The following is a 23,473-nucleotide window of genomic DNA, read 5'->3' as shown; positions in this document are numbered from 1 at the left end:
CGTCCCACAGGCAAGGAGCCGATCCGGGCCACCCCCGTGTGCGAGGAGACAGTCAGGGGCGCCGGGGCGGTTCCCGGAGCGCGCCGTCTTCCTCGCCGGCCCCGGCGATGGTGTCGAGGGCCCGGGAGAGCTGGTGAAGGATCCGTACGGTCTCGGCGAACTGCTCGGGGCCGAGGGCGGCGGCGAGCCGGGCCGCCAGCTCCGCGTGTCCCGGGCCGATCTCGGCTATGGCGGCCCGGCCCGCTTCGGTGGGGCGCACCAGCTTGGCCCGCCGGTGGGCCGGATTGGGTTCGTACGCCGCGAGGCCCCGCTCGACCAGGAGGTCGGCGATCCGCTGCACGCTCTGCCGGGTGATGCCCATGGCGCGGGCGATCTGGGCGACGGGAAGCGGCTCGCGCAGGACGGCCCCGAGGACCTGCCACCAGGCCGCGGTCAGCCCGGCGGGCTTCGCCAGTTCCTCGGAGACGGCGAGGAACTGGCCGTTCAGCCGGAAGACGCCGAGGGCCGTCCGGCTCAGCAGATCCTGCTGCTCGCGGCTCATGCGTCGAGGATGGCGAAGGCGGACGCGTCCGAGTCGTGGAAGAGGCGGTACCAGGCGTCCAGCTTCTCGCCCTCGTACACACCGAGCCGGGCGAAGACCTCGCGGGCGAGCGCGACGGGCTCGGTGGGCCCCGCGGTGATCAGGTCGCCGTCGGTGACGGCGTCGGCCTCGCGGTAGTGGGCGCCGCCCTTGTAGCCGGTGGCGTCGAGGTAGAAGGAGACGGCGCTGGTGTGCTCCCGCTCGTCGAGCAGGCCTTCGCGGGCGAGACCCGCGGTGGCTCCGCAGATCGCGGCGACCGGCACACCGGCGTCGAGGAACGTCCGTGCCGTGGCGGCGAAGGGGGCGAGGTCGTCGCCGGAGTCCCACAGGCGCGCGCCGGTGAGGATGAGCAGCGCGCTGTCCTCGGGGTCGAGCCCGGCGAGCGCGAGGTCGGGCTGGATACGGACGCCGCCCATGGTGACGACGGGCTCGGTGGTGGGTCCGACGGTCCTGACGGTGTAGCCGTTCTGGGTGAGATGGGCGGTCGTGTGCCCGGTCTCCCAGTCGGCGAAGGTGTCGTAGACGGCGAGGTGAACGGTTGTGCGGGGCATGACGGCCTCCTTGACGCGTGCTGCTCCGGTGCTGCTCCAGTGACAGCAGACTGTCATAATGACAGTCTGCTGTCAATCTGCTCGGTTCGTGGCGCCAGGCGCATCTGCTGGGCTCGTGGCGCCAGGCGCCCGGCGAAGGGCGACATACTGCCCAGGAACGTGCTTAAGGCCATACACGCTGGCCATGTCACCTCCCGCCTGCGCGTCTCTACGCTGGCCCGCATGACCCCTCATCCCGACCCGCAGGCCGGTGCGGCCGTCAAGGCCGCTGACCGCGCGCATGTGTTCCACTCCTGGTCCGCCCAGGGCCTGATCGACCCTCTCGCCGTCGCCGGTGCCGAGGGGTCGTACTTCTGGGACTACGACGGCAACCGCTACCTCGACTTCACCAGCGGCCTCGTCTACACCAACATCGGCTACCAGCACCCCAAGGTCGTCGCCGCGATCCAGGAGCAGGCGGCCTCCCTCGCCACGTTCGCTCCCGCGTTCGCCGTCGAGTCGCGCTCCGAGGCCGCACGCCTCATCGCCGAGCGCGCCCCCGGTGACCTCGACAAGATCTTCTTCACCAACGGCGGCGCCGAGGCCGTGGAGAACGCCATCCGGATGGCCCGGCTGCACACCGGCCGTCCGAAGGTCATGAGCGCCTACCGCTCGTACCACGGCGGCACGGCCACCGCGATCAACGTCACCGGTGACCCCCGCCGCTGGGCCAACGACAACGGCACCGCGGGCGTCGTGCACTTCTGGGGCCCCTTCCTCTACCGGTCGCCGTTCTACTCGGAGACCGAGGAGCAGGAGTGCGCCCGCGCGCTCCAGCACCTGCAGGACACCATCGCCTTCGAGGGTCCGGGGACCATCGCCGCGATCATCCTGGAGACGATCCCGGGGACCGCGGGCATCATGACCCCGCCGCCCGGCTACCTCGCGGGCGTCCGGGAGATCTGTGACCGGTACGGCATCGTCATGGTGCTCGACGAGGTCATGGCCGGCTTCGGACGCACCGGGCAGTGGTTCGCCGCCGACCACTACGACGTCGTCCCCGACCTGCTGACCTTCGCCAAGGGCGTCAACTCCGGGTACGTGCCCCTCGGTGGCGTCGCCATCTCGGGCGCGATCGCGGAGACCTTCGCGACCCGCCCGTACCCCGGCGGACTCACCTACTCCGGGCACCCGCTCGCCTGCGCCGCCGCCGTCGCCACGATCTCGGTGATGGAGGAGGAGAAGGTCGTCGAGCATGCGGCCCACATCGGGGAGACCGTCCTCGGCCCGGGTCTGCGCGACCTCGCCGAGCGTCACCCGAGCGTCGGCGAGGTGCGCGGTACGGGCGTCTTCTGGGCGCTCGACCTCGTACGGAACAGGGAGACCCGCGAGCCTCTGGTGCCGTACAACGCGACCGGTGAGGCGAATGCGCCGATGGCCGCGTTCGCCGCCGCGTGCAAGAAGGGCGGGCTGTGGCCGTTCGTCAACATGAACCGCACGCATGCCGTGCCGCCGTGCAACGTGAGCGAGGCGGAGGCCAAGGAGGGGCTGGCCGTGCTGGACGCGGCGCTGTCCGTCGCCGACGAGCACACCGTCTGAGCCGATTCCACGGCCGCGCCGGGAGCCCGTGAACCACGGGCTCCCGGCGCGGTGTTCGTCCGCCGGGGCGGCCTTCGTCCCTCTGCCCGGTGGGCCTTCCGTCTGCCCGGTGGCCCTTCGGCCGGTCTTCGACCATGAGGACGAGCGGTGCCCTGTGCACGGCCGGTCCCGCCCAGCCCATGGGTCCTTCGACGCCTCCACCAGGGGCAGCGCCGCCGCACCCGCGGTCCTCAGTCGTCGGGCGGGATGCCCGAAGCCGGCCGAGGCTCCACCTCCAGGAAACGGCGGCGGCGCGGCCCCCGGTACATCAGCGCCTCCCACCCCGCCTCCGCCAGCGCGGCCACGCACTGTTGGAGCCGGGGCTCCTCCTCCTGTGCCGCGCCGCCGCCCGGCGGGCCCGGCCAGTCGACGAGGACCAGCCCAGGGCTGTCCGAGGCGCGGACGCGGTAGCCCGTTCTCGTCCGCGCGCCCGAACCGTCCACCGCGGACGGCGAGATCCCCGCCGCCTCCAGGGCCAGCGCCACGGCGCTGACCATCTGCCTGAGTTCCCAGGCCGCGGGCGCGGTGCCGGTCACACGGCGGATCTGGAGCAGGCCGTCATAGGCCACGCGCACCTCCGCCGCCCGTGCGCCGCTCTCGCCCCGTAGCGGTCCATCGCCCGTCGCCGCCTCGAACACGCCAGTCATGTGAGGATCCCCCTGTCTGCACCCGGTTCGTGACCCCTGGCCTATCGTGTCCGGGACCCCGGCGAAGGAGAAGGCCACGATGGGCGGTAACGGCAGCAGTACCGCTGTCACCCGCAACACCCTGCGGCAGCAGATCGCGGACGCGTTGCGCGACGAGGTTCTCGCGGGGCGGCTTCAGCCGGGACAGGAGTTCACCGTCAAGCAGATCGCCGAGCAGTACGGCGTCTCCGCGACGCCCGTCCGGGAAGCTCTCGTCGACCTGTCGGCCCAGGGGTTGCTCGACTCGAACCAGCACCGGGGCTTCAAGGTGCACGAGTTCTCGCTCGACGACTACCGCTGCATGGTGGAGGCCCGCTCTCTGGTCGTGGACGGCATCCTGCGGCATCTCACCAGGCGCGGGGACGCGCGGATACAGGGGCAGGCGCTGGTGTCGGTGCGCCGCCGGGCCGAGGAGGCCGCCAGAGCGGCCCGCGGCGGGGACCTGGACATCCTCATCGGGTACGACCTGAGGTTCTGGCGCGAGCTCGGATTGATCGTAGCGAACCGGTACATCTCCGACTTTTTGCACCGACTGCGCGTCCAGACCTGGGTGTTCGCCGTCCCCTATCTGCGCGGCGATGCCGACCTGCGGGACTGGCTGTGGAGCGGCCACGAGGATCTGGTGGACGCCGTCACCAAGGGGGACGCGGAGGCCGTGCGCGCCGTCATCGACGCGTACAACGACCACTCGCTCGCCTGGGCGGATCGGCTGGAGCGGTGAGTGTGGATCTGAGCGTCGTCGTTCCGGCGTACAACGAGGAAGGGCGGCTGCGCCCCACCCTGGACGCGATCTGCGCCCATCTGCGCGCGGAGCCGGGCCGTTGGGGCGAGTGGGAGCTGCTCGTCGTCGACGACGGCTCCACCGACGCCACCGCACGGATCGCCAAAGAGGCCGCGGCCGCGGAGCCGCGCATCCAGCTCGTCAGCAGCGACGACAACCGCGGCAAGGGCAGCGCCCTGCGCCGGGGTGTGCTCGCCTCGTACGGCAAGCGCGTGCTGATCACCGACGCGGACCTCGCGACCCCCATCGAGGAGCTCGACCGGCTCGACAAGCAGCTCGGGGCGGAGGACAGCGCGGCGGCCATCGGCTCGCGCGCGCACCCCGACGCACGGATCGAGGTGCACCAGCGCAGGATGCGCGAATGGCTCGGCAGGATGGGCAACCGCCTCATACGCGCCGTGGCGGTGCCCGGTATCCACGACACCCAGTGCGGCTTCAAGCTCTTCGACGGGGACAAGGCGCGCGCCGCCTTCGCCGACTCACGGCTCGACGGCTGGGGGATCGACGTCGAGATACTGCGCTTCTTCCGTCACCGGGGCTGGCCGGTGACGGAAGTCCCGGTGCGCTGGTCGCACCAGGCGGGGTCCAAGGTCAGGCCGCTGGACTACGGCAGGGTGCTGCTGGAGCTGGTCATGCTGCGGGCCCGGACCGTGCGCCGGGTGGACCTCGCCGTCGTCGGGCTGCTTCTCCTCGCGTCCGTACTGCTCTACAAGGGCCTGTGGGCGGATCTCGACCGCGGATATCTCGCCGACGCCGGCCAGGACCAGAACCAGTGGGAGTGGTTCTTCGCGGTCACCGCCGACAACGTCGTGCATCTGCGCAATCCCCTGTTCACGACCTTGCAGGGCTTTCCCGACGGCGTGAACCTCATGGCGAACACCGTGATGCTCGGACTCTCCGTCCCGCTCACACCCGTCACGCTGCTCTTCGGCCCGACCGTGACCTGGGCTCTGGTCCTCACGCTCGGGCTCGCCGCGACCGCGAGCGCCTGGTACTGGCTGATCGCCCGGCGGCTCGTGAGGAACCGGTGGGCAGCAGCTCTCGGCGGGGCCTTCGCCGCCTTCGCGCCGCCGATGATCTCGCACGGCAACGCGCACCCGAACTTCCTTGTGCTGTTCATGATTCCGGTCATCGTCGACCGGGCGCTGCGGCTGTGCGAGGGGCGCGATCCGGTACGGGACGGAGTCCTGCTCGGCCTGTTCTCGACGTACCAGATCTTCCTCGGCGAGGAGCCGCTGCTGCTCGCGTCGATCGGCATGCTGTTCTTCGCGCTCTCGTACGCCGTTGTGCGCCGCGATGTGGCCAGAGCGGCCCTGCGGCCCCTGCTGCGCGGACTCGCCATCGCGGCGGCCGTCTGTCTGCCGCTGGTCGCCTTCCCGCTGGGCTGGCAGTTCCTCGGTCCGCAGAGCTACAAGAGCGTCCTGCACGGCGACAACATGGGCAACAGCCCGCTCGCCTTCCTGGAGTTCGCGGGCCGCTCGCTCGCGGGCTCCGACGAGGGCGCGGATCCGCTCGCCTTCAACCGCACCGAGCAGAACGCCTTCTACGGCTGGCCGCTCGTCGCGCTCGCGACGGCGATCGTGGTGCGCCTGTGGCGGCTCGCGCTGGTCAAGGCGCTGGCGTTCACCGGGCTCGCCGCGGCGCTCCTGTCGCTCGGCCCGAAGTTCCGTATCCCGTACACGGACATCGTGCTGCCCGGACCGTGGCGTGCGCTGGCCCATCAGCCGCTCTTCGAGTCGGTCATCGAGTCGCGGGTCGCGATGATCTGCGCGCCCGTGCTGGGCGTGCTGATCGCGCTCGCCGCCGACCGGCTGCTGGTCACACGGGGCCGGGTGAACCAGGTGGTGGGGCTCGCGGCGGTGGCGGCGGCGCTGCTGCCGGTGGTGCCGACGTCGTATCCGGTGCGGGAGCGGTCCGAGGTCCCGGCGTTCATCACGGAGGGCACGTACCGCCGTTACCTCGCCGACGGAGAGTCGGTGGTCACGGTGCCGCTGCCCACACCCGGCAGTGCGGAGGCTCTGCACTGGCAGTCGGCGACCGGGCTCGGCTTCTCCGTCGCGGGCGGCTACTTCAACGGTCCCTGGGGGCCGGAGCGCATGGGCATCTACGGCGCGACGCCCCGGCACACCTCCAACCTCCTCAACGACGTCCGCAACAGCGGAAACGTCCCCGACATCGGCCCGAACTGGCAGGCGCAGGCACGCTTCGACCTGAAGGCGTGGAAGGCGGGTGTGGTGGTGCTGGAGCCGCAGTACAACATGCAGGCGCTGTACACGACCGTGGTGAAACTGCTCGGGCAGCCGGGTAAGCGGGTGGGCGGCGTATGGGTATGGGACGTGGGAACCTCCAAGGGCGCCCGGTGAGCGGGCGGCCCGTGGGGCGGGGCGCGGTGCGGCCGGCGGGGAGGTGGGCGGGGCAGTTGACCGGCACCCTTCGCCGAATGTACCGGTGGCACTACGCTGTCCCGACCGTGCTCGACGTGAACCGTCTCCCGACCGATCAAGCGCCCGCACCCGGGCGCTCCGCTCCGCCCGCACCCGGGCTCACGCCCGGGCCCGACCCTGTGCCCGATCCCTTGGAGAGCGAGCTTCCCCTTGGCCTGTGACCTGTGGCTGGTCCCCCTCGTCGACGTGCTGTGCCACAGCCCCGACAACCCCTTCGCCGAAGAGATCGCCTCCTACGACCAGGCCCTGACCTCCGCCGGTCTGCCCACGGTTCCCGTGTTCGCCTACATGCCGGGGCTGTCGGGCGATGTCGCGCCCGTAGCGGGCTTCGACTACGACGCGCTGCACTTCCTGCGGCGGGCGTATCTGCTGCAGCTGTGCGGGCTCGCGGTGACGCCGGTGGACGAACTGGGCGGTGACTACGAGCAGTTGCTGGAGATGTTCGAGACGACGGCCCAGCAGTCGCATCTGGTGTGGCACTACGACCACGCCGGGGCGTATGTGCCGGTCGACTTCGCCTCGCCGCTCTTCAACGACGAACTGCTGGCCGGGGGCGGACCGCTGGGCTCCACCCAGGGTCTGCTGCGGGAGCTGGAGTTCGTCGCGCCGTCGATCGGCATCGACCCGGCGAACCCGCCGGAGGCGCCGCGGCCCCCGGACCGGCCGACGTCCCTGGAGGAGCCCGCGGGGCCGATTCCCTACGACGAGAGCCCGTTCGCGCGGGAGCGCCATGTGTGGCTGGGGCTGCACGCGGCGGCGACGCGGAGCCTCGGACAGGGCTCAATGATCATCTTCAGCTGACGCACACGCGCCGCATGTGCGGCCGTAAGCTGCGGGACATGTCGGCCCGGTAGGACCGGTGCATGGCACAGACGAGTACCCCGGTGACGGGGGAGACCGCGGACGCCGCGCTCCCCCGGCCGACACGCTTCGCGGACGTCAAAGGCTGGTTCTGGCCCGTGGACCAGCTGCTCTTCGACTGGTTCCTGTCCCATCAGCGGGACACGGATCCGGACGGGCGGGGAGATCTGCTCGAGCTCGGCGCCTACCTCGGCAAGAGCGCGATCTTCACGGCCCGCCATCTGCGGGAGGGGGAGCGGTTCACGGTCTGCGACCTGTGGGACTCTCCGGCGCCGGACGACTCCAACAGCGCGGAGATGGACCGGTCGTACGCGACGCTGACGCGGCGGGCGTTCGAGGCGAACTACCTCTCCTTCCACGACGAGCTCCCCACGATGGTGCAGGCGCCGACCTCGGTGATCACCTCCCGGGTCGAGGCGGCCAGCTGCCGCTTCGTCCATGTCGACGCCTCGCATCTGTACGAGCATGTGCACGGCGACATCGAGGCGGCGAAGGCGCTGCTGAGGCCCGGGGGCATCGTGTCCTTCGACGACTTCCGGGCGGAGCACTGCCCGGGGGTGTCGGCGGCGGTGTGGGGGGCGGTGGCGACGGCGGGTCTGAAGCCCATCGTGATCACCGGCACGAAGCTGTACGGGACGTGGGGAGATCCGGCGCCGGTGCGGGAGGCGCTGCTGGTGTGGCTGGAGTCGCGTACGGACCTCTGGCACGGGGTGGAGGAGGTGGCGGGCCTGCCGCTGATCCGGATCAAGGGCACCAAGGCGGAGGCGCCGGCGCCCCCGAAGTCCCGCCACAGGCCGGCCCCGGTTGCGGTCCCGGTCCCCGCCCCGGAACCCGGCCCCGCGTCCCGGCCGCGCACGTCGCCGTCCCGCCGCCTGGCGAAGGATCTGCTGCCCCCGATCGTGACGAGGGCGCTGAGGTCGCGCCGCGGAGCCTGAGCCGCCCTTGCCGCCGGTGCGGAGCCCCCGGAACCCCGGTCCTCGATCGATCAGCCGGGCAGGAACAGCCCCGCCGGTGTGTGAGGCCCGGGGCGGGCCCCGGGGAGTGCTCAGCGCGGCTGTGCGGCGTCCGGGGCTCCGGGGGCTCCGCACCGGGGGGAGTGTTCAGCGCGGCGTCTCCGGCGGCCGCTGGCGCGGCATGTTCGGGCGGGTGCCCGGCGGCAGCGGCACCCGCCCCGGGCCGCCGCCATGTCCCATGTCGGCCCCCCGCACACTCCCCGGCAGCCCCGTCGACTGCATCACCAGCGGCGCCGGGCCCGACCCGAACTCCACCATCCAGTCCGCCGTCTGCGACCGGACCAGGTCCGTGACGTCCTCCGAGAACCGCCGCAGCACCCCCAGACACCGCTCCGCCGCCTCGCTCGCCGTGCCCTCCGTCGGGCCCAGCACCTCCCGTACGCACTCCGACGCCCAGTCGAACTGCAGCGCCTGGAGCCTGCGCTGCACGGCCTGCGCCGTGGCGACGTTCCTTATCCAGCCCGAGGTCAGCCCGAAGTACCGGTCGCAGGCCAGGCACGCCGCCCCCAGCAGCAGCGACACATATCCCCAGCCCGTCGCCCCGTGCAGCCCGCCCGTCACGTCGAGGAGCGGCAGCGCCGCCCCGGCGATCACTCCCAGGGCCGTGCCGACGCGCAGCACCCGCGCCGCCCGCCGCTTCCACACGCGGTCCGCCAGATACCACCCCACCGTGCGCAGCGCGCCCGCCTCCACCCACCGGTACAGCTCGTCGAGGCGCTCCGCCGGCTCTCCCCAGTCGCCGAGCGGGAACGGCCTCCCGGCCAGGTCACCGCGCGGCGCCTCGCCGCGCTCGCCCCGGGCCGGCCCCCCGGGCTGCATCTCCGGCTGGCTCACCGGGGCACTCCTCTACGACGTGAACGTGATACGACGTGACCATGCGTGACGAACGGTGCGCGCGTGTATTTCGATGCGCACGCCCTTCCTACCGCCGAATGGTGGGCTCCGCGCCGGCGATCCCGGTAAATCCGCCTACAAGAGGGCCTTGATCAGGTAGGGGTCACCCGGCTCACTCACTCGAAAGAGTTGGTCATCGCGGGGTGGGGCACGGCGCCCGGTGAGCACGTAGGCTCGGCTTACCGAACATTCGTTGTCGAAATGCCAGGAGTGACCGTGATTCCCGGTGGTGGCCAGCCCAATATGCAGCAGCTCCTCCAGCAGGCCCAGAAGATGCAGCAGGATCTCGCGCGGGCACAGGAAGTACTCGCGCAGACGGAGGTCGAGGGCCAGGCGGGCGGGGGGCTGGTGAAGGCCACCGTCACCGGCTCCGGCGAGCTGCGCGGCCTTGTCATCGATCCCAAGGCCGTCGACCCCGACGACACCGAGACGCTCGCCGACCTCGTCGTCGCCGCAGTCCAGGCCGCGAACGAGAACGCGCAGGCGCTCCAGCAGGAGAAGCTCGGTCCGCTCGCCGAGGGGCTGGGCGGCATGCAGGGCCTGCCCTTCTAAGGCGCGGGCCCACCAACTACCGTAAGCCGCAGAGCACTCCACGAAAGGCAGTCCGTTGTACGAAGGCGTGGTTCAGGACCTCATCGACGAACTGGGCAGGCTGCCCGGCGTCGGTCCCAAGAGCGCGCAGCGGATCGCCTTCCACATCCTCCAGGCCGAGCCGACCGACGTCCGTCGTCTCGCCCATGCGCTCCTCGAAGTGAAGGACAAGGTCCGCTTCTGCGCGGTGTGCGGCAATGTCGCGCAGCAGGAGCAGTGCAACATCTGCCGTGACCCGCGCCGTGACCTGTCGGTCATCTGCGTGGTGGAAGAGCCGAAGGACGTCGTCGCGATCGAGCGGACCCGGGAGTTCCGTGGCCGCTACCACGTGCTCGGCGGGGCGATCAGCCCCATCGAGGGCGTCGGCCCCGACGACCTGCGGATCCGTGAGCTGCTGTCCCGCCTCTCGGACGGTGCGATCACCGAGCTGATCCTGGCCACGGACCCCAATCTGGAGGGCGAAGCCACCGCCACGTACCTGGCGCGCATGATCAAGCCGATGGGCCTGAAGGTCACGCGGCTGGCCAGCGGTCTGCCCGTGGGGGGAGACTTGGAATACGCCGACGAGGTCACGCTGGGGCGTGCCTTCGAGGGGAGACGACTTCTCGATGTCTGACGTCATGCTGCACGCCACGACTCAGGACCCGGACGACTTCGCCGTCCAGATCGCCGACTCGATCGAGTCCTTCATCGTCGCCACCACGGAAGTGGCCAAGGGCGACGAGCCCGACAGCGCGGTGCCCTTCCTGTTGCTGGAGGTCTCCCAACTCCTGCTGACAGGAGGCCGGCTGGGCGCACACGAGGACATCGTCCCGGACGAGCGGTACGAACCGGACACGGGTCCGGACCTGGACGTCGACGATCTGCGCGAGAAGTTCGCCGTGCTGCTCGACCCGGTGGACGTCTACTCCGAGGTCTTCGACCCGTACGAGCCCCGCAAGGCGCCCGTCGCGCACCGGATCTCGGACGACCTCGCGGACGTCGTCACCGACCTGCGCCACGGCCTGGCCCACTACCGCGCGGGCCGCACCAGCGAGGCGCTGTGGTGGTGGCAGTTCTCGTACTTCTCCAACTGGGGCTCGACCGCCTCGGCGACGCTGCGCGCGCTGCAGGCGCTGGTCGCCCATGTCCGTCTCGACCAGCCGCTCCAGGAGCTGGACGGCCTGGACACGGACGAGGACGTTGCCGAGGAGGCGCTGGCGGAGGAGGCCGGCAGAGTGATGGCGGAGGAGATCGCGGGCCCGCTGGGCCTGCGCGGCGTCTGACGTCCGAAATCCGTCACGCGAGCCCCCCGGGCTCCTGTGACACGGCCCACACCTCGCGTACCTGGTGTGGGTCCGGGCAGGAGTCCGTCCGAGCGGCCGTGACCCCCTCCCGATGGTCAGGTAGTGAGCGGGACATCTCACGATGTGATAGCGCCGGGTCGGAGTCCGGCCGCTCGTTAGACTGAGCCGACCGCAGTAATGCGGAACGAAACGGACTGAGCGAGGAGCGCACGTGGGCCTTGTCGTGCAGAAGTACGGAGGCTCCTCCGTTGCGGATGCCGAAGGCATCAAGCGCGTCGCCAAGCGGATCGTCGATGCCAAGAAGAACGGCCACCAGGTGGTCGTCGTGGTTTCGGCGATGGGCGACACGACGGACGAGCTGATCGATCTCGCCGAGCAGGTATCCCCGATCCCTGCCGGGCGCGAATTCGACATGCTGCTGACCGCGGGAGAACGGATCTCCATGGCCCTGCTGGCGATGGCGATCAAGAACCTGGGCCACGAGGCCCAGTCGTTCACCGGCAGCCAGGCAGGCGTCATCACCGACTCGGTCCACAACAAAGCGCGCATCATCGATGTGACGCCGGGCCGGATCCGTACGGCGCTCGACGAGGGCAACATCGCCATCGTCGCCGGCTTCCAGGGTGTGTCCCAGGACAAGAAGGACATCACCACCCTCGGCCGCGGTGGGTCGGACACCACCGCCGTCGCTCTGGCCGCCGCGCTGGACGCCGAGGTCTGTGAGATCTACACCGACGTCGACGGCGTCTTCACCGCCGACCCGCGGGTCGTGAAGAAGGCGAAGAAGATCGACTGGATCGCCTTCGAGGACATGCTGGAGCTCGCCGCCTCCGGCTCCAAGGTGCTGCTGCACCGCTGCGTGGAGTACGCACGCCGATACAACATCCCGATCCACGTCCGCTCGTCCTTCTCGGGGCTGCGCGGCACCTGGGTCAGCAACGAGCCGCAAGGGGACCAGCAGGTGGAGCACGCCATCATCTCCGGAGTCGCCCACGACGTCTCCGAGGCCAAGGTCACGGTCGTCGGAGTGCCGGACAAGCCGGGCGAGGCCGCGGCCATCTTCCGTACCATCGCCGATGCCGAGATCAACATCGACATGGTCGTGCAGAACGTCTCGGCGGCCACCACCGCCCTGACGGACATCTCCTTCACCCTCCCCAAGACCGACGGCCGCAAGGCCATCGACGCCCTGGAGAAGGCGAAGTCCGCGATCGGCTTCGACTCGCTGCGCTACGACGACCAGATCGGCAAGATCTCGCTCGTCGGCGCCGGCATGAAGACCAACCCCGGCGTCACCGCCTCCTTCTTCGAGGCGCTCTCCGACGCGGGCGTGAACATCGAGCTGATCTCCACGTCGGAGATCCGTATCTCGGTGGTCACCCGCGCCGACGACGTCAATGAGGCGGTGCGCGCCGTGCACACCGCCTTCGGTCTCGACAGCGACTCCGACGAGGCGGTCGTCTACGGGGGCACCGGGCGATGACCCGAAAGCCGGCGCTCGCGGTCGTTGGAGCGACCGGAGCCGTCGGAGCGGTGATGCTCCAGATCCTGTCCCAGCACGCCGACATCTGGGGCGACATACGACTCCTCGCCTCGCCGCGCTCGGCCGGCCGCAAGCTGGCCGTGCGCGGCGAGGAGTGCGAGGTCGTCGCGCTGAGCGAAGAGGCCCTCACGGGCGTCGACGTCGCGCTCTTCCTCGTGCCGGACGAGGTCTCCGCGCGGTGGGCGCCGATCGCCGCGGCCAAGGGCGCGGTGGTCGTGGACAATTCGGGCGCCTTCCGGATGGACCCGGATGTGCCGCTGGTGGTGCCCGAGGTCAACCCCCATGCCGTACGGGTCCGCCCGCGCGGCATTGTCGCGAGCCCGCACGACACCACGCTCGCCATGGTGCCCGCGGTGGGTGCGCTGCACGCCGAGTTCGGGCTGCGCGAGCTGGTCGTCTCCTCCTATCAGGCCGTCAGCGGAGCGGGACGGGACGCCGTCACCGTGCTGCGTGCCCAGATGTCGCTGGTGGCCGGTACGGAGCTGGGCACCCGACCCGGAGACGTACGCCGGGCCGTGGGCGACGACCTCGGGCCCTTCGCTGCGCCACTGGCGCTGAACGTGGTGCCCTGGTCCGGGACGCTCCAGGAGGGCGGCTGGTCCTCCGAGGAGCTGGGGCTGCGGGCCGAGACGCGCAAGATCCTGGATCTGCCGGGACTGCGGGTGGCGGCCACCTGTGTACGCGTCCCGGTGCTCACCGTGCACTCGCTCGCTGTGCACGCGCGCTTCGAGGGCGAGGTGACGGTGGCGCGGGCGCACGAGATCCTGGCGACCTCTCCCGGAGTGGTGCTGTACGACAACCCGGAGGCGGGCGACTTTCCCACACCTGCCGATGTGGTGGGCACGGATCCGACCTGGGTGGGCAGGGTCCGGCGGGCGCCTGACGACCCCTGCGCGCTGGAACTCTTCCTCTGCGGGGACAACCTCCGCAAGGGGGCGGCGCTCAACTCCGCCCAGATCGCGGAGGCTGTCGCGGCGGAGATCGGGCCCACGCTCGGCTCTGTCTGACACGTCCCCAGCACTGTCCGGTTACTGTCCCGGCGCTGTGTACCCGGGTGACTCCGGTCCTCCGGTTCCGGTGGGGCGCGGGCGCCGGTCCGCTTTGTAGAATCTGTGAACACGCTGTGATCAAGTCGAAGGTCTGTACCACTTGAACTGGGGTGTATGGATGTTCGACGATTCGCTTCCCCCCTTTCTGCAACCGGCAGTTGGGCGGGAAGCGTCTTTGCGGTTGCCTCTTCATGGCACCGCGAAGAAAAAGGGGCATTGGGGAAGATCGGGTACGCATGAGCGCATTTGGTTCACCGCCGAAAACGGTGCCGTACGCGTACAACCCTGACGGGGGGAAGCGTGTCCAACAGGCGTGGCAGAGGTACTCGACTTCGCGAGGGTGGTCCCGGTTCGCGGCGCATCGGTGCGCCCGCTCCGCAGACCCCGCCCGTCCGGCGGCATGCCGGTGATCGCCCCCATGCCCGCACCCCGCACCACCCGCGTGCCGTCCCAGCGCGAGGGCGCTGAAGAGGCCATGACCGCGGGTACCACTGTCGATCACCTCACGGAGACCTACCGCGCCCACTACCGGTCGCTGCTCGGTCTCGCCGCACTCCTCCTGGACGACACGGCCTCGTGCGAGGACGTCGTGCAGGAAGCGTTCATCCGCGTCCACTCGGCGCGCAACCGGGTGCGTGACCCGGAGAAGACCCTGGCATATCTGCGTCAGACCGTGGTCAATCTGTCGCGCTCCGCACTGCGTCGGCGCATCCTCGGACTGAAGCTGCTCTCCAAGCCGATGCCGGACATGGCGAGCGCCGAGGAGGGCGCATACGACCAACTGGAGCGGGACGCGCTGATCAAGGCGATGCGCGGGCTCCAGCGCCGCCAGCGCGAGGTGCTGGTCCTGCGGTACTTCGCCGACATGACGGAGGCTCAGGTCGCCGAGACGCTGGGAGTGTCTCTCGGCTCGGTGAAAGCGTACGGCTCGCGGGGCATCGCGGCGCTGCGCGTCGCCATGGAGGCCACGGCATGAGTGGGCACAAGGGCGAGTGGCCCAGGTTTGAGCGGTTTGGGCCGGACGGGCCGTTTGACGACCGGACTGGGAACGACATGGTGAACAACGGGCCGGAAAATGAGCTGAGCGGCCTCGGTGACGAGGCGGCCCTGCGACGGCTGCTGCAAGGCGCCGTGCAGGACCTGGAGCCCTCCGACGGCGCCCTGGACCATCTGCGCAGAGCCGTCCCCGCACGGCGCGCCCGCAAGAGGCAGGCGCTTGTCGGCGCGGCAGCCGCCGCGCTGCTGATCGGCACCGCCGTCCCCGCCTTCGTCCATGTGGCGAACTCCGGCGGCGAGGACGCCCGCTCGGTGAACGCCGGACACGGCGAGCAGGCGCAGGGCGGCACCGGGTCGGAGGCGGGTGTCGGCGGCGGCGACGCGGGGACGGACGGTCCCTCAGCCGGCAACCAGGGCGGCGCGCCGGACACCGGCGCGAGCCGCTTGGCGGGGCGGCAGCCTTCCGGCAGCACGGACGGCGCGCCGGGCGGCGTCAACCAACCGTCGGGCACCGTCGCCGCGAGCTCCCCGGTCTGCGGCACGGGCCAGCTCGGCGTCACCTCGGCACAGGCGGCCAAGCCCGACACCGACGGCAAGGTGTACGGCAGCTTCCGGATCTCCAATGTCTCCACGACGGACTGCGCGGTCAGCGGTGACGGAACGTTCGCCTTCCAGGCGATGGGAGCCGCCGACCCCGCCAGGATCACGGTCGTCGACCACACGGCGGGCGACCCGGCCACGGGCCTGCCTGACCCCTCGCAAGAGGCGAACACGCTGGTGCTGAAGCCGGACACGGCGTACGAGGTGAAGTTCGCCTGGGTGCCGAAGGACAGCTGTCCGACCACCGGAGCCTCGCCCGACCCCACGCCCACGGACGGCGGCGCTTCGACCGGCGCGAGCACGGGAACGACCTCGGGGAACACCGGGCCGCAGCTCGTCACCGAAGAGGGCGGCGCCCCGGCCGACGGCAGCGTCGCGGTGACCCACACGGCCGAGGGCGGCGCTCCGAGCGCTGCCGCGACCATCCCGAACGCGTGCTCCGGCACGATCTACCGCACGGGTGTACTCAGCGGGCAGTGAGGCTGAGCTGGTGGTGAGGCTCAGCGGGTGGTGAGGCTGAGCTGGTTGTGAGGCTCAGCGGGCACTGAGGCGGGGCGGGCGGCGAGCTCCGCGGGCATGTGGCCGTCGGGCAGGGCCCGGGGTTCCGCCCGGCTCCTGTCGCGAGCCTGAGGCATGGGGTTTCCGGGTGCACGGGCGATGGCTGCTCGGCTCTGACCGGACAGGCTCCGGTCGCACGGGCGCCTGCTGCTACGCCGGCTCCGGCTCCGGCTCCAGGCCCAGCGCACGGTCCCGCGCCGCCTCCGCCTCGCGGCGCAGCAGGCGGAACCACATGAACACCACGAAGCCCGCGAAGACGAACCACTCGCCGGTGTAGCCCAGATTCTGGAACGCCTTCAGGTCCAGCCCGCTGCCCTCCGGCACGGATGCCGGCACGGCCTTGAGCCCGCTGTCGGCCTTGGCCAGGGTCACCCACGCGTCGTACACATCGTCCGGCACCAGGTTCACCAGCGAGGCCGCGCTGATCATCCCCAGCTGTCCGGTCGGCAGCCCGCCCGCCGTGTGCACCCCGTCCGTGCCCGAGGTCTCGGAGGCCTGGAGCGCACCGGTCACCGTGACCCGTCCGGACGGGGGCGCCGGGACGGGCCTGCCCTCGGCCAGCCAGCCGCGGACCACGGGGAGTGTCCGGCCGCCGTCGGTCTTCAGCAGGGTCAGCACGTACGAGCCGCGCGCGCCGTCCAACGTCCTGTCGGGCACGACGAACTGCTTGCCGTACTGTCCCCCGGCTGTCGCCTGCCGCCCCGAGGTGTCCTGGTCGACGGGCAGCAGCTCGTCGAGCTGCTCCGCCTTCGTCTCACCGGGTGCGGGCGTGCGCTCGGCCGCACGGTGTGTGTCGACCCGGTCCTCGAACTTCCCCAGCTGCCAGGACCCCATGAAGACGCAGAACGGGATCGCCAGCACGACGAAGACATTGATCCCCCACCAGCGGGGAGTCAGCAGGAACCGGTACACCCCTCCACGGTACGGAACCCACAGCGGCTACCGAGCCGCGCCCCCCTGTCCCAGATGCTCGGCCGCGAAGGCGATCTCCAGCCGCACCTGTTTGATCCGCTCCTCCACCACCAGCGAGCCGTGCCCCGCGTCATAGCGGTACACCTCGTGCACGGCGCCGCGGGCGGCGAGCCTGTCCACATAGTTCTCGACCTGGCGGATCGGGCAGCGCGGGTCGTTGACGCCCGCCGAGATGTAGACCGGGGCCCGCACCGCGTCCACATAGGTGAGCGGCGACGAGGCCTCGAACCGCTCCGGGACCTCCTCGGGGGTGCCACCGAGCAGCGTGCGGTCCATCGCCTTCAGGGCCTCCATCTCGTCGTGGTAGGCCGTCACATAGTCCGCGACCGGCACGGCGGCGAGGCCGAGCGCCCACGCCTCGGGCTGGGTGCCGAGACCGAGCAGGGTCAGATAGCCGCCCCACGATCCGCCCGCCAGGATCAGCTTCTCGGGGTCGGCGAGCCCGGAGACGACCGCCCACTCCCGGACCGCCGCGATGTCCTCCAGCTCGATCAGTCCGACCCGGTGCTTGAGAGCGTCCGTCCACTGCCTGCCGTACCCCGTCGAACCCCGGTAGTTGACCCGCACGACCGCATACCCGTGGTCGATCCAGGCGGCGGGACCGGCCGCGAACGCATCGCTGTCGTGCCAGGTCGGACCGCCGTGGATCTCGAAGACGGTGGGCAGGGGACCGGTCGCGCCCGCCGGTTTCTGCACCAGCGCGTGGATCCGTCCGCCGGGCCCCTCCACCCAGGCGTCCTCCACGGGCACCGACTCCGGCGCCTTCATCCCCGGCGGGTCGAGGACCACGCCGCCCGCCGTCGAGCGCACCTGCGGCGGCATCGCGGCCGACGACCACAGATACTCCACGGCGCCGTCCGGCCGGGCCGTCGCCCCCGAGACCGAGCCGGTGGGCGTCTCGATCCGCACCAGCTCCCGCTTCGCCAGGTCGTACCGGAACAACTCGCCGCGCGCCTCGAAGCTCTGCGCGACCAGCAGGCCCGAGCCGTCCGGATACCACTCGGCGTTCACATCTCCCGGCAGGTCTATCGCGAGATCCGTCTCCTCGCCCGATGCCACGTCCCAGATCATCGGCTCCCAGCGCCCGCGCCGCTGATGCCCGATGAGCAGCCGGGTGTCCCCGTCCACCGGGGCGAAGCCGAGGACCTCCAGGCCCAGCTCCTGCGTGCCCCCCTTCGTGTCGTCCAGCTCGGCCACCGGATCGCCGTCGAGGCGGACCACGCGCAGCGCCGAGTGCATGGCGTCCCCGTGCTCGGTGTGCTCGATCGCGATCAGCGTCCCGTCGTGCGAGAGATCGCCCACGCCCGCCGACTCCCGGTGGCGGTAGATCACGGACGGGTCCGCGCCGGTCCGTACGACATGGATCGTGGTGCCGTCCTCGTCGGTGGAACGGCCGACCACCGAGGTCCCGTCCCGGCCGATCGCCAGCCCCGCCGGATACGACGGCTCCAGCCCGGGGGCCGCCGGTTCGTCGTCCCCACCGGCGAACGGCTGCCGCATCCAGACACCGAACTCGTCGCCGTCGGTGTCCGAGAACCACCAGATCGACGCGCCGTCGGGGGAGAGCACCCCGTCCGTCGTGCCGTTCGGCCGGTCGGTCGCCTGCCGCTGCTCGCCCGACGCCCGGTCCCAGGCGTACAGCTCATAGGTCCCCGTGGCATTGGAGACGAAGAGCGAGCGGTCCGGTGCGTCCTCCGCCCAGTCGGGCAGGGAGACGCGCGGCGCCCGGAAGCGCTTCTCCCAGTCCGGCAGGCCGGGCTGCTCTGGCGTGGAGTCAGTGATCTCAGTCATGACCCCATTCTGCGCCGGACCCCCGACAATCCGTTCGCGTCGTCCGCAGCCTGTGGATAACTTCGACGGCATGTACTCCACGCCCCCTTCGGACTGGCGCGAGGCCAACCGCTCCCGCTGGGACGAACGCGTACCGATCCATGTCGCCGGCGACTTCTACGACCTCGACGCCTTTCGTGCGGGCGAGGACGTGCTGCGCGACTTCGAGATCGCCGAGGTCGGCGACGTCACCGGCCGCACGCTCCTCCACCTCCAGTGCCACCTCGGACTCGACACCCTCTGCTGGGGCCGCCGCGGTGCCGCGCACGTCGTCGGCCTGGACTTCTCGGAGCCGGCCGTCGCGACGGCACGCGGACTCGCCGCGGGCCTCGGACTCGGGCCGGACCGCGCCGCGTTCGTCACCGCCGATGTGTACGACGCGGCCGAAGCCGTTCCCGACTCCTCGTACGACATCGTCTACACCGGCGTCGGTGCGCTGAACTGGCTGCCCGACATCACCCGCTGGGCCGAGACCGCCGCCTCCCTCGTCGCGCCCGGCGGCTTTCTCTACCTCGCCGAATTCCATCCGCTGACCGATGTGATGGACGACGAGACGGGCACGCGGGTCCGCCACGACTACTTCGCGCGCGACGCCTGGGTCGACCAGACGCCCGGCACCTACGCCGACTTCGACGCCCCCACCGTCCACAACCGCAGCGTCGAGTGGCAGCACCCGGTCGGCGAGGTCGTCTCCGCGCTGATCGCGGCGGGACTGCGCCTGGATTTCCTGCATGAACACGATGTCTCGCTGTTCGAGCGCTTCGGCTCGCTCACCCGCCACGACGACGGCTACTTCCGCTTCCCGGCCGACCGCGCCCGGATCCCGCTCATGTACTCGCTGAAGGCTTCCCGGGTCTGATCAGCTGACGGCTTCCCGGGCCTGATCAGCGGCACGTGACACGTGGCACCTGGCACGCGGCCCGTCGGGCAGCCGAGCCAGGGCGGGCAGTCGGGACGGTCTGATCAGGGCGGGGTGAGGCGCACGGCGACGGCCGCCGCGCAGCCCGGGTCCGCGGGAAGATCGGCCAGCACCCAGTCGGCGCTCACGGCCGGTTCCGCCCCGGCTCCCACGTACGTGACGGACAGATCCTCGTTCAGGCCGACGCCGTTCGCCTTGAGCAGCGCTTCCTTACGGGTCCAGCAGCGGGCGAAGGCGGATGCGAGGCCGGCTGCGGGCACCGCCGCCAGCTCCGCCCGCTCGCGTGGATGGAGCTGGGAGGCGATGTCGGCGACGGTGGCCGGATCGCCGGGGACACGTTCGACGTCGATGCCGACCGGTGCCGCGGCCAGGGCGATCATCACGAGGCCGCTGGTGTGGGAGAGCGAGAAGTGCACCGCGCCGCCGGGGACGACCGGGCGGCCGTGCGGGCCGCCGCAGTGGGTGCACGGCTCGCGCACGAGTGTGACCGCCTCGGGGGCCAGGCCGAGCCGCTTGCCGAGCAGCCGGCGCAGTGCCACATGAGCGACGGTGTAGGCGTCCCGGTCGGCATCGCGGTGGAAGCCGTCGCGGCGCGCGGTCTCCTCGGCGTCGAGGACGCCGCGGTGCGCGGTGGCGTCCTCGGCATGGTCGCGGACCCTGCCGGACCAGAGCAGTTCCACACCGGGGAGCGTCTGCGTCTCGCCGTCGATGGGTGGGTCGGTCGGCATGCTGTGGTCCTCCGCCTTCGGGTTCGTCACGGTCCGGCCCATCGTCGCCGAGATCGTGCGGGGCCGTGTCGCCGATCCGGTTGCCGGGGGTGTGGTCCACGACCGGCCGTTGGCCAACGGTCTTTGAGTCCCGTCAATGTGATGGTGACCGGAGTCGACCGACCGAGAGCTGGAGCCGCCTCCGAGGAGGCAGGACCCCGGGCACGCCCGGCACCGTCCGTCCCGGCGGCCGGACCGCCCGCGTGCGTGCGGCAGTCCGGCGGGCCGCCGGTGACGCCCTGGTCGAGCACGGCTTCCACCGACTCGATCTGGCCGATGTGGCACGCCGGGCCGAGGTAGGCAACACAACCGTCTACCGTCGCTGGGGCCACCACCACGGGACTGGTCGCCGACCTGCTGGCGGACATGTGGCCGACCGGTCCGTGTCCCGCACGGACACCGGCTCCCTCGCCGAGGACCTCCGGGCCAACGCGCGCCTGGTCGTCCGTACCCTCACCGACCCCCGCCAGGGCCCCTCTTCAAGGCGGTCATCGCCGCCGCCACCTGCGACGAACGCACCGCCCAGGCCCTGCCGCTTCTACGCGAAGCGGATCACGGAGCGGGCGCCCTGCGTCGACGCAGCTGTCGACCGCGGTGAACTCCCCGCGGGCACCGACGCCCAGGAAGTGATCCGCGCGGTCTCGGCTCCGCTCTACTGCCGACTGCTCGCAGGCGGAGCGCCGCTCGACGCCGCCGACCGTGCGGCAGGCGCTGCCGCAGCGGCGGCGCGGTCGGGCGCCTACGTCAGCACCGGATGAACAGATGCCGAAGGGCGGGCCGAGGACCCGGCCGCCGTCGGCGCACGCGAAGGTACGCGACGACGACAGCCAGGCCCTCGAACGACCTTGTCCGACGGGCTCCCGAGCGGGGCTGTGCGGTCAGATGTTGACGCCGAAGTCCTGCGCGATGCCGCGCAGACCCGAGGCGTAGCCCTGGCCGACCGCGCGGAACTTCCACTCCGCGCCGTTGCGGTACAGCTCGCCGAAGACCATGGCCGTCTCGGTCGAGGCGTCCTCGCTCAGGTCGTAGCGCGCGAGCTCGGCGCCACCGGCCTGGTTGACGACACGGATGAAGGCATTCCGTACCTGGCCGAAGGACTGCTGGCGGCTCTCGCCCTCGTGGATCGAGACCGGGAAGACGATCTTGTCCACCTCGGGCAGCACGCCCGCGAGGTTGACCTTGATCTGCTCGTCGTCGCCCTCGCCCTCACCGGTGAGGTTGTCACCGGTGTGCTCGACGGAGCCGTCCGGGCTCTTGAGGTTGTTGAAGAAGACGAAGTGCTGGTCGGACACGACCTTGCCGTTGACATCGAGCAGCAGCGCGCTGGCGTCGAGGTCGAAGTCGGTGCCGGTCGTGCTCCGTACGTCCCAGCCGAGGCCCACGACGACCGCGGTCAGTCCCGGGGCCTCCTTGGTCAGCGAGACATTGCCGCCCTTGGAAAGGCTGACACCCATGGAAATCCCCTGCGCAATCCGGCGCGGGCCGCGCCTCTTGACGATTCCTTTGCCCAACGGCCCAACGAGCGGTCCGCCTCCCTGGTTCCCGGGCTGGACCCCGGACCCGTCCCGGCCGAGGACTGGTTGTGCGGTGCACCATGTGAGCCTCCCTCCCCGGACCCCGGTCCTCACATGCCCGTCCCACCATCACTCGAACGGGTGTACCTGGATGGCGGTGCGCCCTGCGTGGACCCACGCTCGAATCCCAGTACGTGACCGGCGTGCGGGACGAGAAGGGACCATTCCATGAGCCAGGACCAGCCGGTGGGAACACCGGGAAGCAGGGGGACCAAGCCTGCATCGAACAGCGGCTGGGTGTCCGGCGGCGTCACCTTCGCCGCGGTGCTCATGCTCTGCACCGGTGTGATCGGTGCCCTGCAAGGCATCGCCGCGATCGCCGAGGACGATGTGTACGGCCGGGTGGGCGACTACGTCTACAAGATCAACCTCACCGGCTGGGGCTGGATCCATCTGATCCTCGGCGTCCTCGTAGCCGCCACCGGCGCGGGGCTGTTCACCGCCGCGGCCTGGGCACGGTACACCGGCATCTTCCTCGCCTCGATCAGCATCATCCTGCAGTTCATGTTCCTGCCGTACGCGCCGGTCTGGTCCGTGGTCGTCATCGCGATTGACGTGTTCATCATCTGGGCGCTCGCCTCGTACCACGGCAACGGATCCAGGTCGGCCGTCGCCTGACGTATCTGGGCCGCGCGCCGGAGCGTCCTTCGCCGGCACATCGGCGACGAACACGGCGACGAACACTTCGTGCAAGAGGTGCCCGTCCACGAACAGTTCGTGGACGGGCACTCCGTCGACGGGAGGTCAGCCCGTCGGCGGAGGCGCCGAGCCAGGTGCCGGGTCGTCGCCGGCTTGCGGAGACCGTCGAGAAGCCGCCGCCGACGAAGCCCACGACCGAGCAGACCACGCCCGCCGCCGCGCCGATGAGCACCGCCGGGAAGATCGGGCCGCCGCGGAGACTGCCGAGGCAGATGCCCCAGGCGGCGGCCTTGCACACGACGAGCGCGAGCAGCGCGCCGACCGGCCAGGCGTGCGGGTTCGCCGCGAGCACGCCCAGCGTCCGTTGTCGGGGCAGAGGACGCCCAGCGTCGCCTGCCCCGACAGCGCCGCCTCTTCCTGCGAACGGCCTGTGATCAGGGCGTCAGCGCAGATGCCGATGCCCACGGTGAAGGCGCGCAGGACCATGCGGACGGCGGTGTGCCGACGCGTCCAGGACTCGGTGCCAAGGCCGAGGCGGTGTGCCGACGCGTCCAGGACTCGGTGACAAAGCCGAGGCGGTGGGCCGTCGTGAGGAACACCGAGCCCTTCCTGTGGGGAATCCCGCTGCCGGGCCGCGGCGGGCTCGGGGGCTTCGGCCGGCGCCGGGGCTCACAGTGGCGTACCGCTCGGTGTGTGACAGGCGTAACGGCGCATGATCGGCC

At 71.1% G+C, this 23,473-nt stretch carries 24 protein-coding genes; 16 read left to right on the top strand and 8 right to left on the bottom strand.

The genetic code is table 11. The features are described from left to right. Positions 1–52: 52 nt before the first annotated feature. Both OG293_RS16385 and OG293_RS16380 read right to left on the bottom strand, forming a co-directional pair. Positions 53–541: a MarR family winged helix-turn-helix transcriptional regulator gene (locus tag OG293_RS16385; RefSeq protein WP_405999530.1), complete on the bottom strand. Its 489-nt coding sequence runs from the start codon at positions 539–541 to the stop codon at positions 53–55. Next, complete coding sequence (locus OG293_RS16380; protein WP_405999529.1) at positions 538–1,131, bottom strand: DJ-1/PfpI family protein; 594 nt, start codon at positions 1,129–1,131, stop codon at positions 538–540. The genes OG293_RS16385 and OG293_RS16380 overlap by 4 nt, the downstream gene beginning before the upstream one ends. Positions 1,132–1,353: 222 nt before the next feature. Here OG293_RS16380 and OG293_RS16375 point away from each other — a divergent pair, with 222 nt between their 5' ends. After that, the gene (locus OG293_RS16375) at positions 1,354–2,709 is read left to right on the top strand and encodes an aspartate aminotransferase family protein (protein ID WP_405999528.1); all 1,356 of its coding nucleotides are present in this window, start codon (positions 1,354–1,356) and stop codon (positions 2,707–2,709) included. Positions 2,710–2,939: 230 nt separating this feature from the next. Here OG293_RS16375 and OG293_RS16370 read toward each other — a convergent pair whose 3' ends face one another. Further along, the gene (locus OG293_RS16370; RefSeq protein WP_405999527.1) at positions 2,940–3,395 is read right to left on the bottom strand and encodes a hypothetical protein; all 456 of its coding nucleotides are present in this window, start codon (positions 3,393–3,395) and stop codon (positions 2,940–2,942) included. Between the two features lie 79 nt (positions 3,396–3,474). On the opposite strand from OG293_RS16370, the gene OG293_RS16365 reads away from it, so the two are divergent. From OG293_RS16365 to OG293_RS16350, 4 genes are all read left to right on the top strand, one after another. After that, positions 3,475–4,155 (top strand): GntR family transcriptional regulator, encoded by a 681-nt coding sequence (locus tag OG293_RS16365; RefSeq protein WP_406003617.1) that lies wholly within the window; start codon positions 3,475–3,477, stop codon positions 4,153–4,155. Further along, on the top strand, positions 4,152–6,578 hold the full coding sequence (locus OG293_RS16360) for a dolichyl-phosphate beta-glucosyltransferase (RefSeq protein ID WP_405999526.1): 2,427 nt from the start codon (positions 4,152–4,154) through the stop codon (positions 6,576–6,578). The genes OG293_RS16365 and OG293_RS16360 overlap by 4 nt, the downstream gene beginning before the upstream one ends. Before the next feature lie 231 nt (positions 6,579–6,809). Next, the gene (locus OG293_RS16355) at positions 6,810–7,460 is read left to right on the top strand and encodes a hypothetical protein (RefSeq protein ID WP_405999525.1); all 651 of its coding nucleotides are present in this window, start codon (positions 6,810–6,812) and stop codon (positions 7,458–7,460) included. 62 nt (positions 7,461–7,522) lie between these two features. Continuing rightward, positions 7,523–8,455, top strand: a complete 933-nt coding sequence (locus tag OG293_RS16350; RefSeq protein WP_405999524.1) for a class I SAM-dependent methyltransferase — start codon at positions 7,523–7,525, stop codon at positions 8,453–8,455. A gap of 165 nt (positions 8,456–8,620) precedes the next feature. On the opposite strand, the gene OG293_RS16345 is transcribed toward OG293_RS16350, so the two are convergent. Then, entirely contained in the window at positions 8,621–9,367 is a 747-nt protein-coding gene (locus tag OG293_RS16345; RefSeq protein WP_405999523.1) for an SLATT domain-containing protein, read from the bottom strand. Positions 9,368–9,643: 276 nt separating this feature from the next. Between OG293_RS16345 and OG293_RS16340 the strand changes: the two genes are divergently transcribed. From OG293_RS16340 to OG293_RS16310, 7 genes are all read left to right on the top strand, one after another. Further along, the gene (locus tag OG293_RS16340) at positions 9,644–9,979 is read left to right on the top strand and encodes a YbaB/EbfC family nucleoid-associated protein (RefSeq protein WP_406003616.1); all 336 of its coding nucleotides are present in this window, start codon (positions 9,644–9,646) and stop codon (positions 9,977–9,979) included. A gap of 55 nt (positions 9,980–10,034) precedes the next feature. Further along, the gene (recR, locus tag OG293_RS16335) at positions 10,035–10,634 is read left to right on the top strand and encodes a recombination mediator RecR (protein ID WP_405999522.1); all 600 of its coding nucleotides are present in this window, start codon (positions 10,035–10,037) and stop codon (positions 10,632–10,634) included. Beyond that, positions 10,627–11,283, top strand: coding sequence for a DUF5063 domain-containing protein (locus OG293_RS16330; RefSeq protein ID WP_405999521.1), 657 nt, complete (start codon positions 10,627–10,629; stop codon positions 11,281–11,283). Before recR ends, OG293_RS16330 begins: the two co-directional genes overlap by 8 nt. Before the next feature lie 232 nt (positions 11,284–11,515). After that, positions 11,516–12,787: an aspartate kinase gene (locus OG293_RS16325; protein WP_405999520.1), complete on the top strand. Its 1,272-nt coding sequence runs from the start codon at positions 11,516–11,518 to the stop codon at positions 12,785–12,787. Then, on the top strand, positions 12,784–13,854 hold the full coding sequence (locus tag OG293_RS16320) for an aspartate-semialdehyde dehydrogenase (RefSeq protein WP_405999519.1): 1,071 nt from the start codon (positions 12,784–12,786) through the stop codon (positions 13,852–13,854). The genes OG293_RS16325 and OG293_RS16320 overlap by 4 nt, the downstream gene beginning before the upstream one ends. A gap of 442 nt (positions 13,855–14,296) precedes the next feature. Then, positions 14,297–14,872: a SigE family RNA polymerase sigma factor gene (locus OG293_RS16315; protein WP_406003615.1), complete on the top strand. Its 576-nt coding sequence runs from the start codon at positions 14,297–14,299 to the stop codon at positions 14,870–14,872. 77 nt (positions 14,873–14,949) lie between these two features. Continuing rightward, complete coding sequence (locus OG293_RS16310; protein WP_405999518.1) at positions 14,950–15,972, top strand: hypothetical protein; 1,023 nt, start codon at positions 14,950–14,952, stop codon at positions 15,970–15,972. Positions 15,973–16,200: 228 nt separating this feature from the next. On the opposite strand, the gene OG293_RS16305 is transcribed toward OG293_RS16310, so the two are convergent. Continuing rightward, positions 16,201–16,962 (bottom strand): SURF1 family protein, encoded by a 762-nt coding sequence (locus tag OG293_RS16305; protein WP_405999517.1) that lies wholly within the window; start codon positions 16,960–16,962, stop codon positions 16,201–16,203. 27 nt (positions 16,963–16,989) lie between these two features. Then, positions 16,990–18,813 (bottom strand): prolyl oligopeptidase family serine peptidase, encoded by a 1,824-nt coding sequence (locus OG293_RS16300; protein ID WP_405999516.1) that lies wholly within the window; start codon positions 18,811–18,813, stop codon positions 16,990–16,992. A gap of 70 nt (positions 18,814–18,883) precedes the next feature. Here OG293_RS16300 and OG293_RS16295 point away from each other — a divergent pair, with 70 nt between their 5' ends. Further along, positions 18,884–19,711 (top strand): class I SAM-dependent methyltransferase, encoded by an 828-nt coding sequence (locus OG293_RS16295; RefSeq protein ID WP_405999515.1) that lies wholly within the window; start codon positions 18,884–18,886, stop codon positions 19,709–19,711. 104 nt (positions 19,712–19,815) lie between these two features. On the opposite strand, the gene OG293_RS16290 is transcribed toward OG293_RS16295, so the two are convergent. Continuing rightward, positions 19,816–20,499 (bottom strand): 4'-phosphopantetheinyl transferase family protein, encoded by a 684-nt coding sequence (locus OG293_RS16290; RefSeq protein ID WP_405999514.1) that lies wholly within the window; start codon positions 20,497–20,499, stop codon positions 19,816–19,818. On the opposite strand from OG293_RS16290, the gene OG293_RS16285 reads away from it, so the two are divergent. Next, positions 20,498–20,626: a hypothetical protein gene (locus OG293_RS16285; protein ID WP_405999513.1), complete on the top strand. Its 129-nt coding sequence runs from the start codon at positions 20,498–20,500 to the stop codon at positions 20,624–20,626. The genes OG293_RS16290 and OG293_RS16285 overlap by 2 nt on opposite strands. A gap of 115 nt (positions 20,627–20,741) precedes the next feature. Continuing rightward, the gene (locus tag OG293_RS16280; protein ID WP_405999512.1) at positions 20,742–21,296 is read left to right on the top strand and encodes a TetR/AcrR family transcriptional regulator C-terminal ligand-binding domain-containing protein; all 555 of its coding nucleotides are present in this window, start codon (positions 20,742–20,744) and stop codon (positions 21,294–21,296) included. A 120-nt stretch (positions 21,297–21,416) separates the two neighbouring features. On the opposite strand, the gene OG293_RS16275 is transcribed toward OG293_RS16280, so the two are convergent. Further along, positions 21,417–21,992: a TerD family protein gene (locus OG293_RS16275; RefSeq protein WP_405999511.1), complete on the bottom strand. Its 576-nt coding sequence runs from the start codon at positions 21,990–21,992 to the stop codon at positions 21,417–21,419. Between the two features lie 288 nt (positions 21,993–22,280). Between OG293_RS16275 and OG293_RS16270 the strand changes: the two genes are divergently transcribed. Then, positions 22,281–22,730: a hypothetical protein gene (locus OG293_RS16270; protein WP_405999510.1), complete on the top strand. Its 450-nt coding sequence runs from the start codon at positions 22,281–22,283 to the stop codon at positions 22,728–22,730. The last annotated feature ends 743 nt before the right edge of the window (positions 22,731–23,473 follow it).

It is taken from the genome of Streptomyces sp. NBC_00829 (genome assembly GCF_045161795.1).
In the GTDB taxonomy this organism is placed as follows: domain Bacteria; phylum Actinomycetota; class Actinomycetes; order Streptomycetales; family Streptomycetaceae; genus Streptomyces.
The sequence above is the reverse complement of the archived record's forward strand: the minus strand, read 5'-3'. Positions and strand labels throughout refer to the sequence as shown.

Coding starts and splice junctions, on each gene's coding strand:
- OG293_RS16275 (WP_405999511.1), bottom strand. CDS start 21,992: ATGGGTGTCAGCCTTTCCAAGGGCGGCAATGTCTCGCTGACCAAGGAG.
- OG293_RS16310 (WP_405999518.1), top strand. CDS start 14,950: ATGGTGAACAACGGGCCGGAAAATGAGCTGAGCGGCCTCGGTGACGAG.
- OG293_RS16295 (WP_405999515.1), top strand. CDS start 18,884: ATGTACTCCACGCCCCCTTCGGACTGGCGCGAGGCCAACCGCTCCCGC.
- OG293_RS16300 (WP_405999516.1), bottom strand. CDS start 18,813: ATGACTGAGATCACTGACTCCACGCCAGAGCAGCCCGGCCTGCCGGAC.
- OG293_RS16370 (WP_405999527.1), bottom strand. CDS start 3,395: ATGACTGGCGTGTTCGAGGCGGCGACGGGCGATGGACCGCTACGGGGC.
- OG293_RS16375 (WP_405999528.1), top strand. CDS start 1,354: ATGACCCCTCATCCCGACCCGCAGGCCGGTGCGGCCGTCAAGGCCGCT.
- OG293_RS16285 (WP_405999513.1), top strand. CDS start 20,498: ATGCTGTGGTCCTCCGCCTTCGGGTTCGTCACGGTCCGGCCCATCGTC.
- OG293_RS16315 (WP_406003615.1), top strand. CDS start 14,297: ATGCCGGTGATCGCCCCCATGCCCGCACCCCGCACCACCCGCGTGCCG.
- OG293_RS16350 (WP_405999524.1), top strand. CDS start 7,523: ATGGCACAGACGAGTACCCCGGTGACGGGGGAGACCGCGGACGCCGCG.
- OG293_RS16290 (WP_405999514.1), bottom strand. CDS start 20,499: ATGCCGACCGACCCACCCATCGACGGCGAGACGCAGACGCTCCCCGGT.
- OG293_RS16330 (WP_405999521.1), top strand. CDS start 10,627: ATGTCTGACGTCATGCTGCACGCCACGACTCAGGACCCGGACGACTTC.
- OG293_RS16380 (WP_405999529.1), bottom strand. CDS start 1,131: ATGCCCCGCACAACCGTTCACCTCGCCGTCTACGACACCTTCGCCGAC.
- OG293_RS16385 (WP_405999530.1), bottom strand. CDS start 541: ATGAGCCGCGAGCAGCAGGATCTGCTGAGCCGGACGGCCCTCGGCGTC.
- OG293_RS16365 (WP_406003617.1), top strand. CDS start 3,475: ATGGGCGGTAACGGCAGCAGTACCGCTGTCACCCGCAACACCCTGCGG.
- OG293_RS16320 (WP_405999519.1), top strand. CDS start 12,784: ATGACCCGAAAGCCGGCGCTCGCGGTCGTTGGAGCGACCGGAGCCGTC.
- OG293_RS16270 (WP_405999510.1), top strand. CDS start 22,281: ATGAGCCAGGACCAGCCGGTGGGAACACCGGGAAGCAGGGGGACCAAG.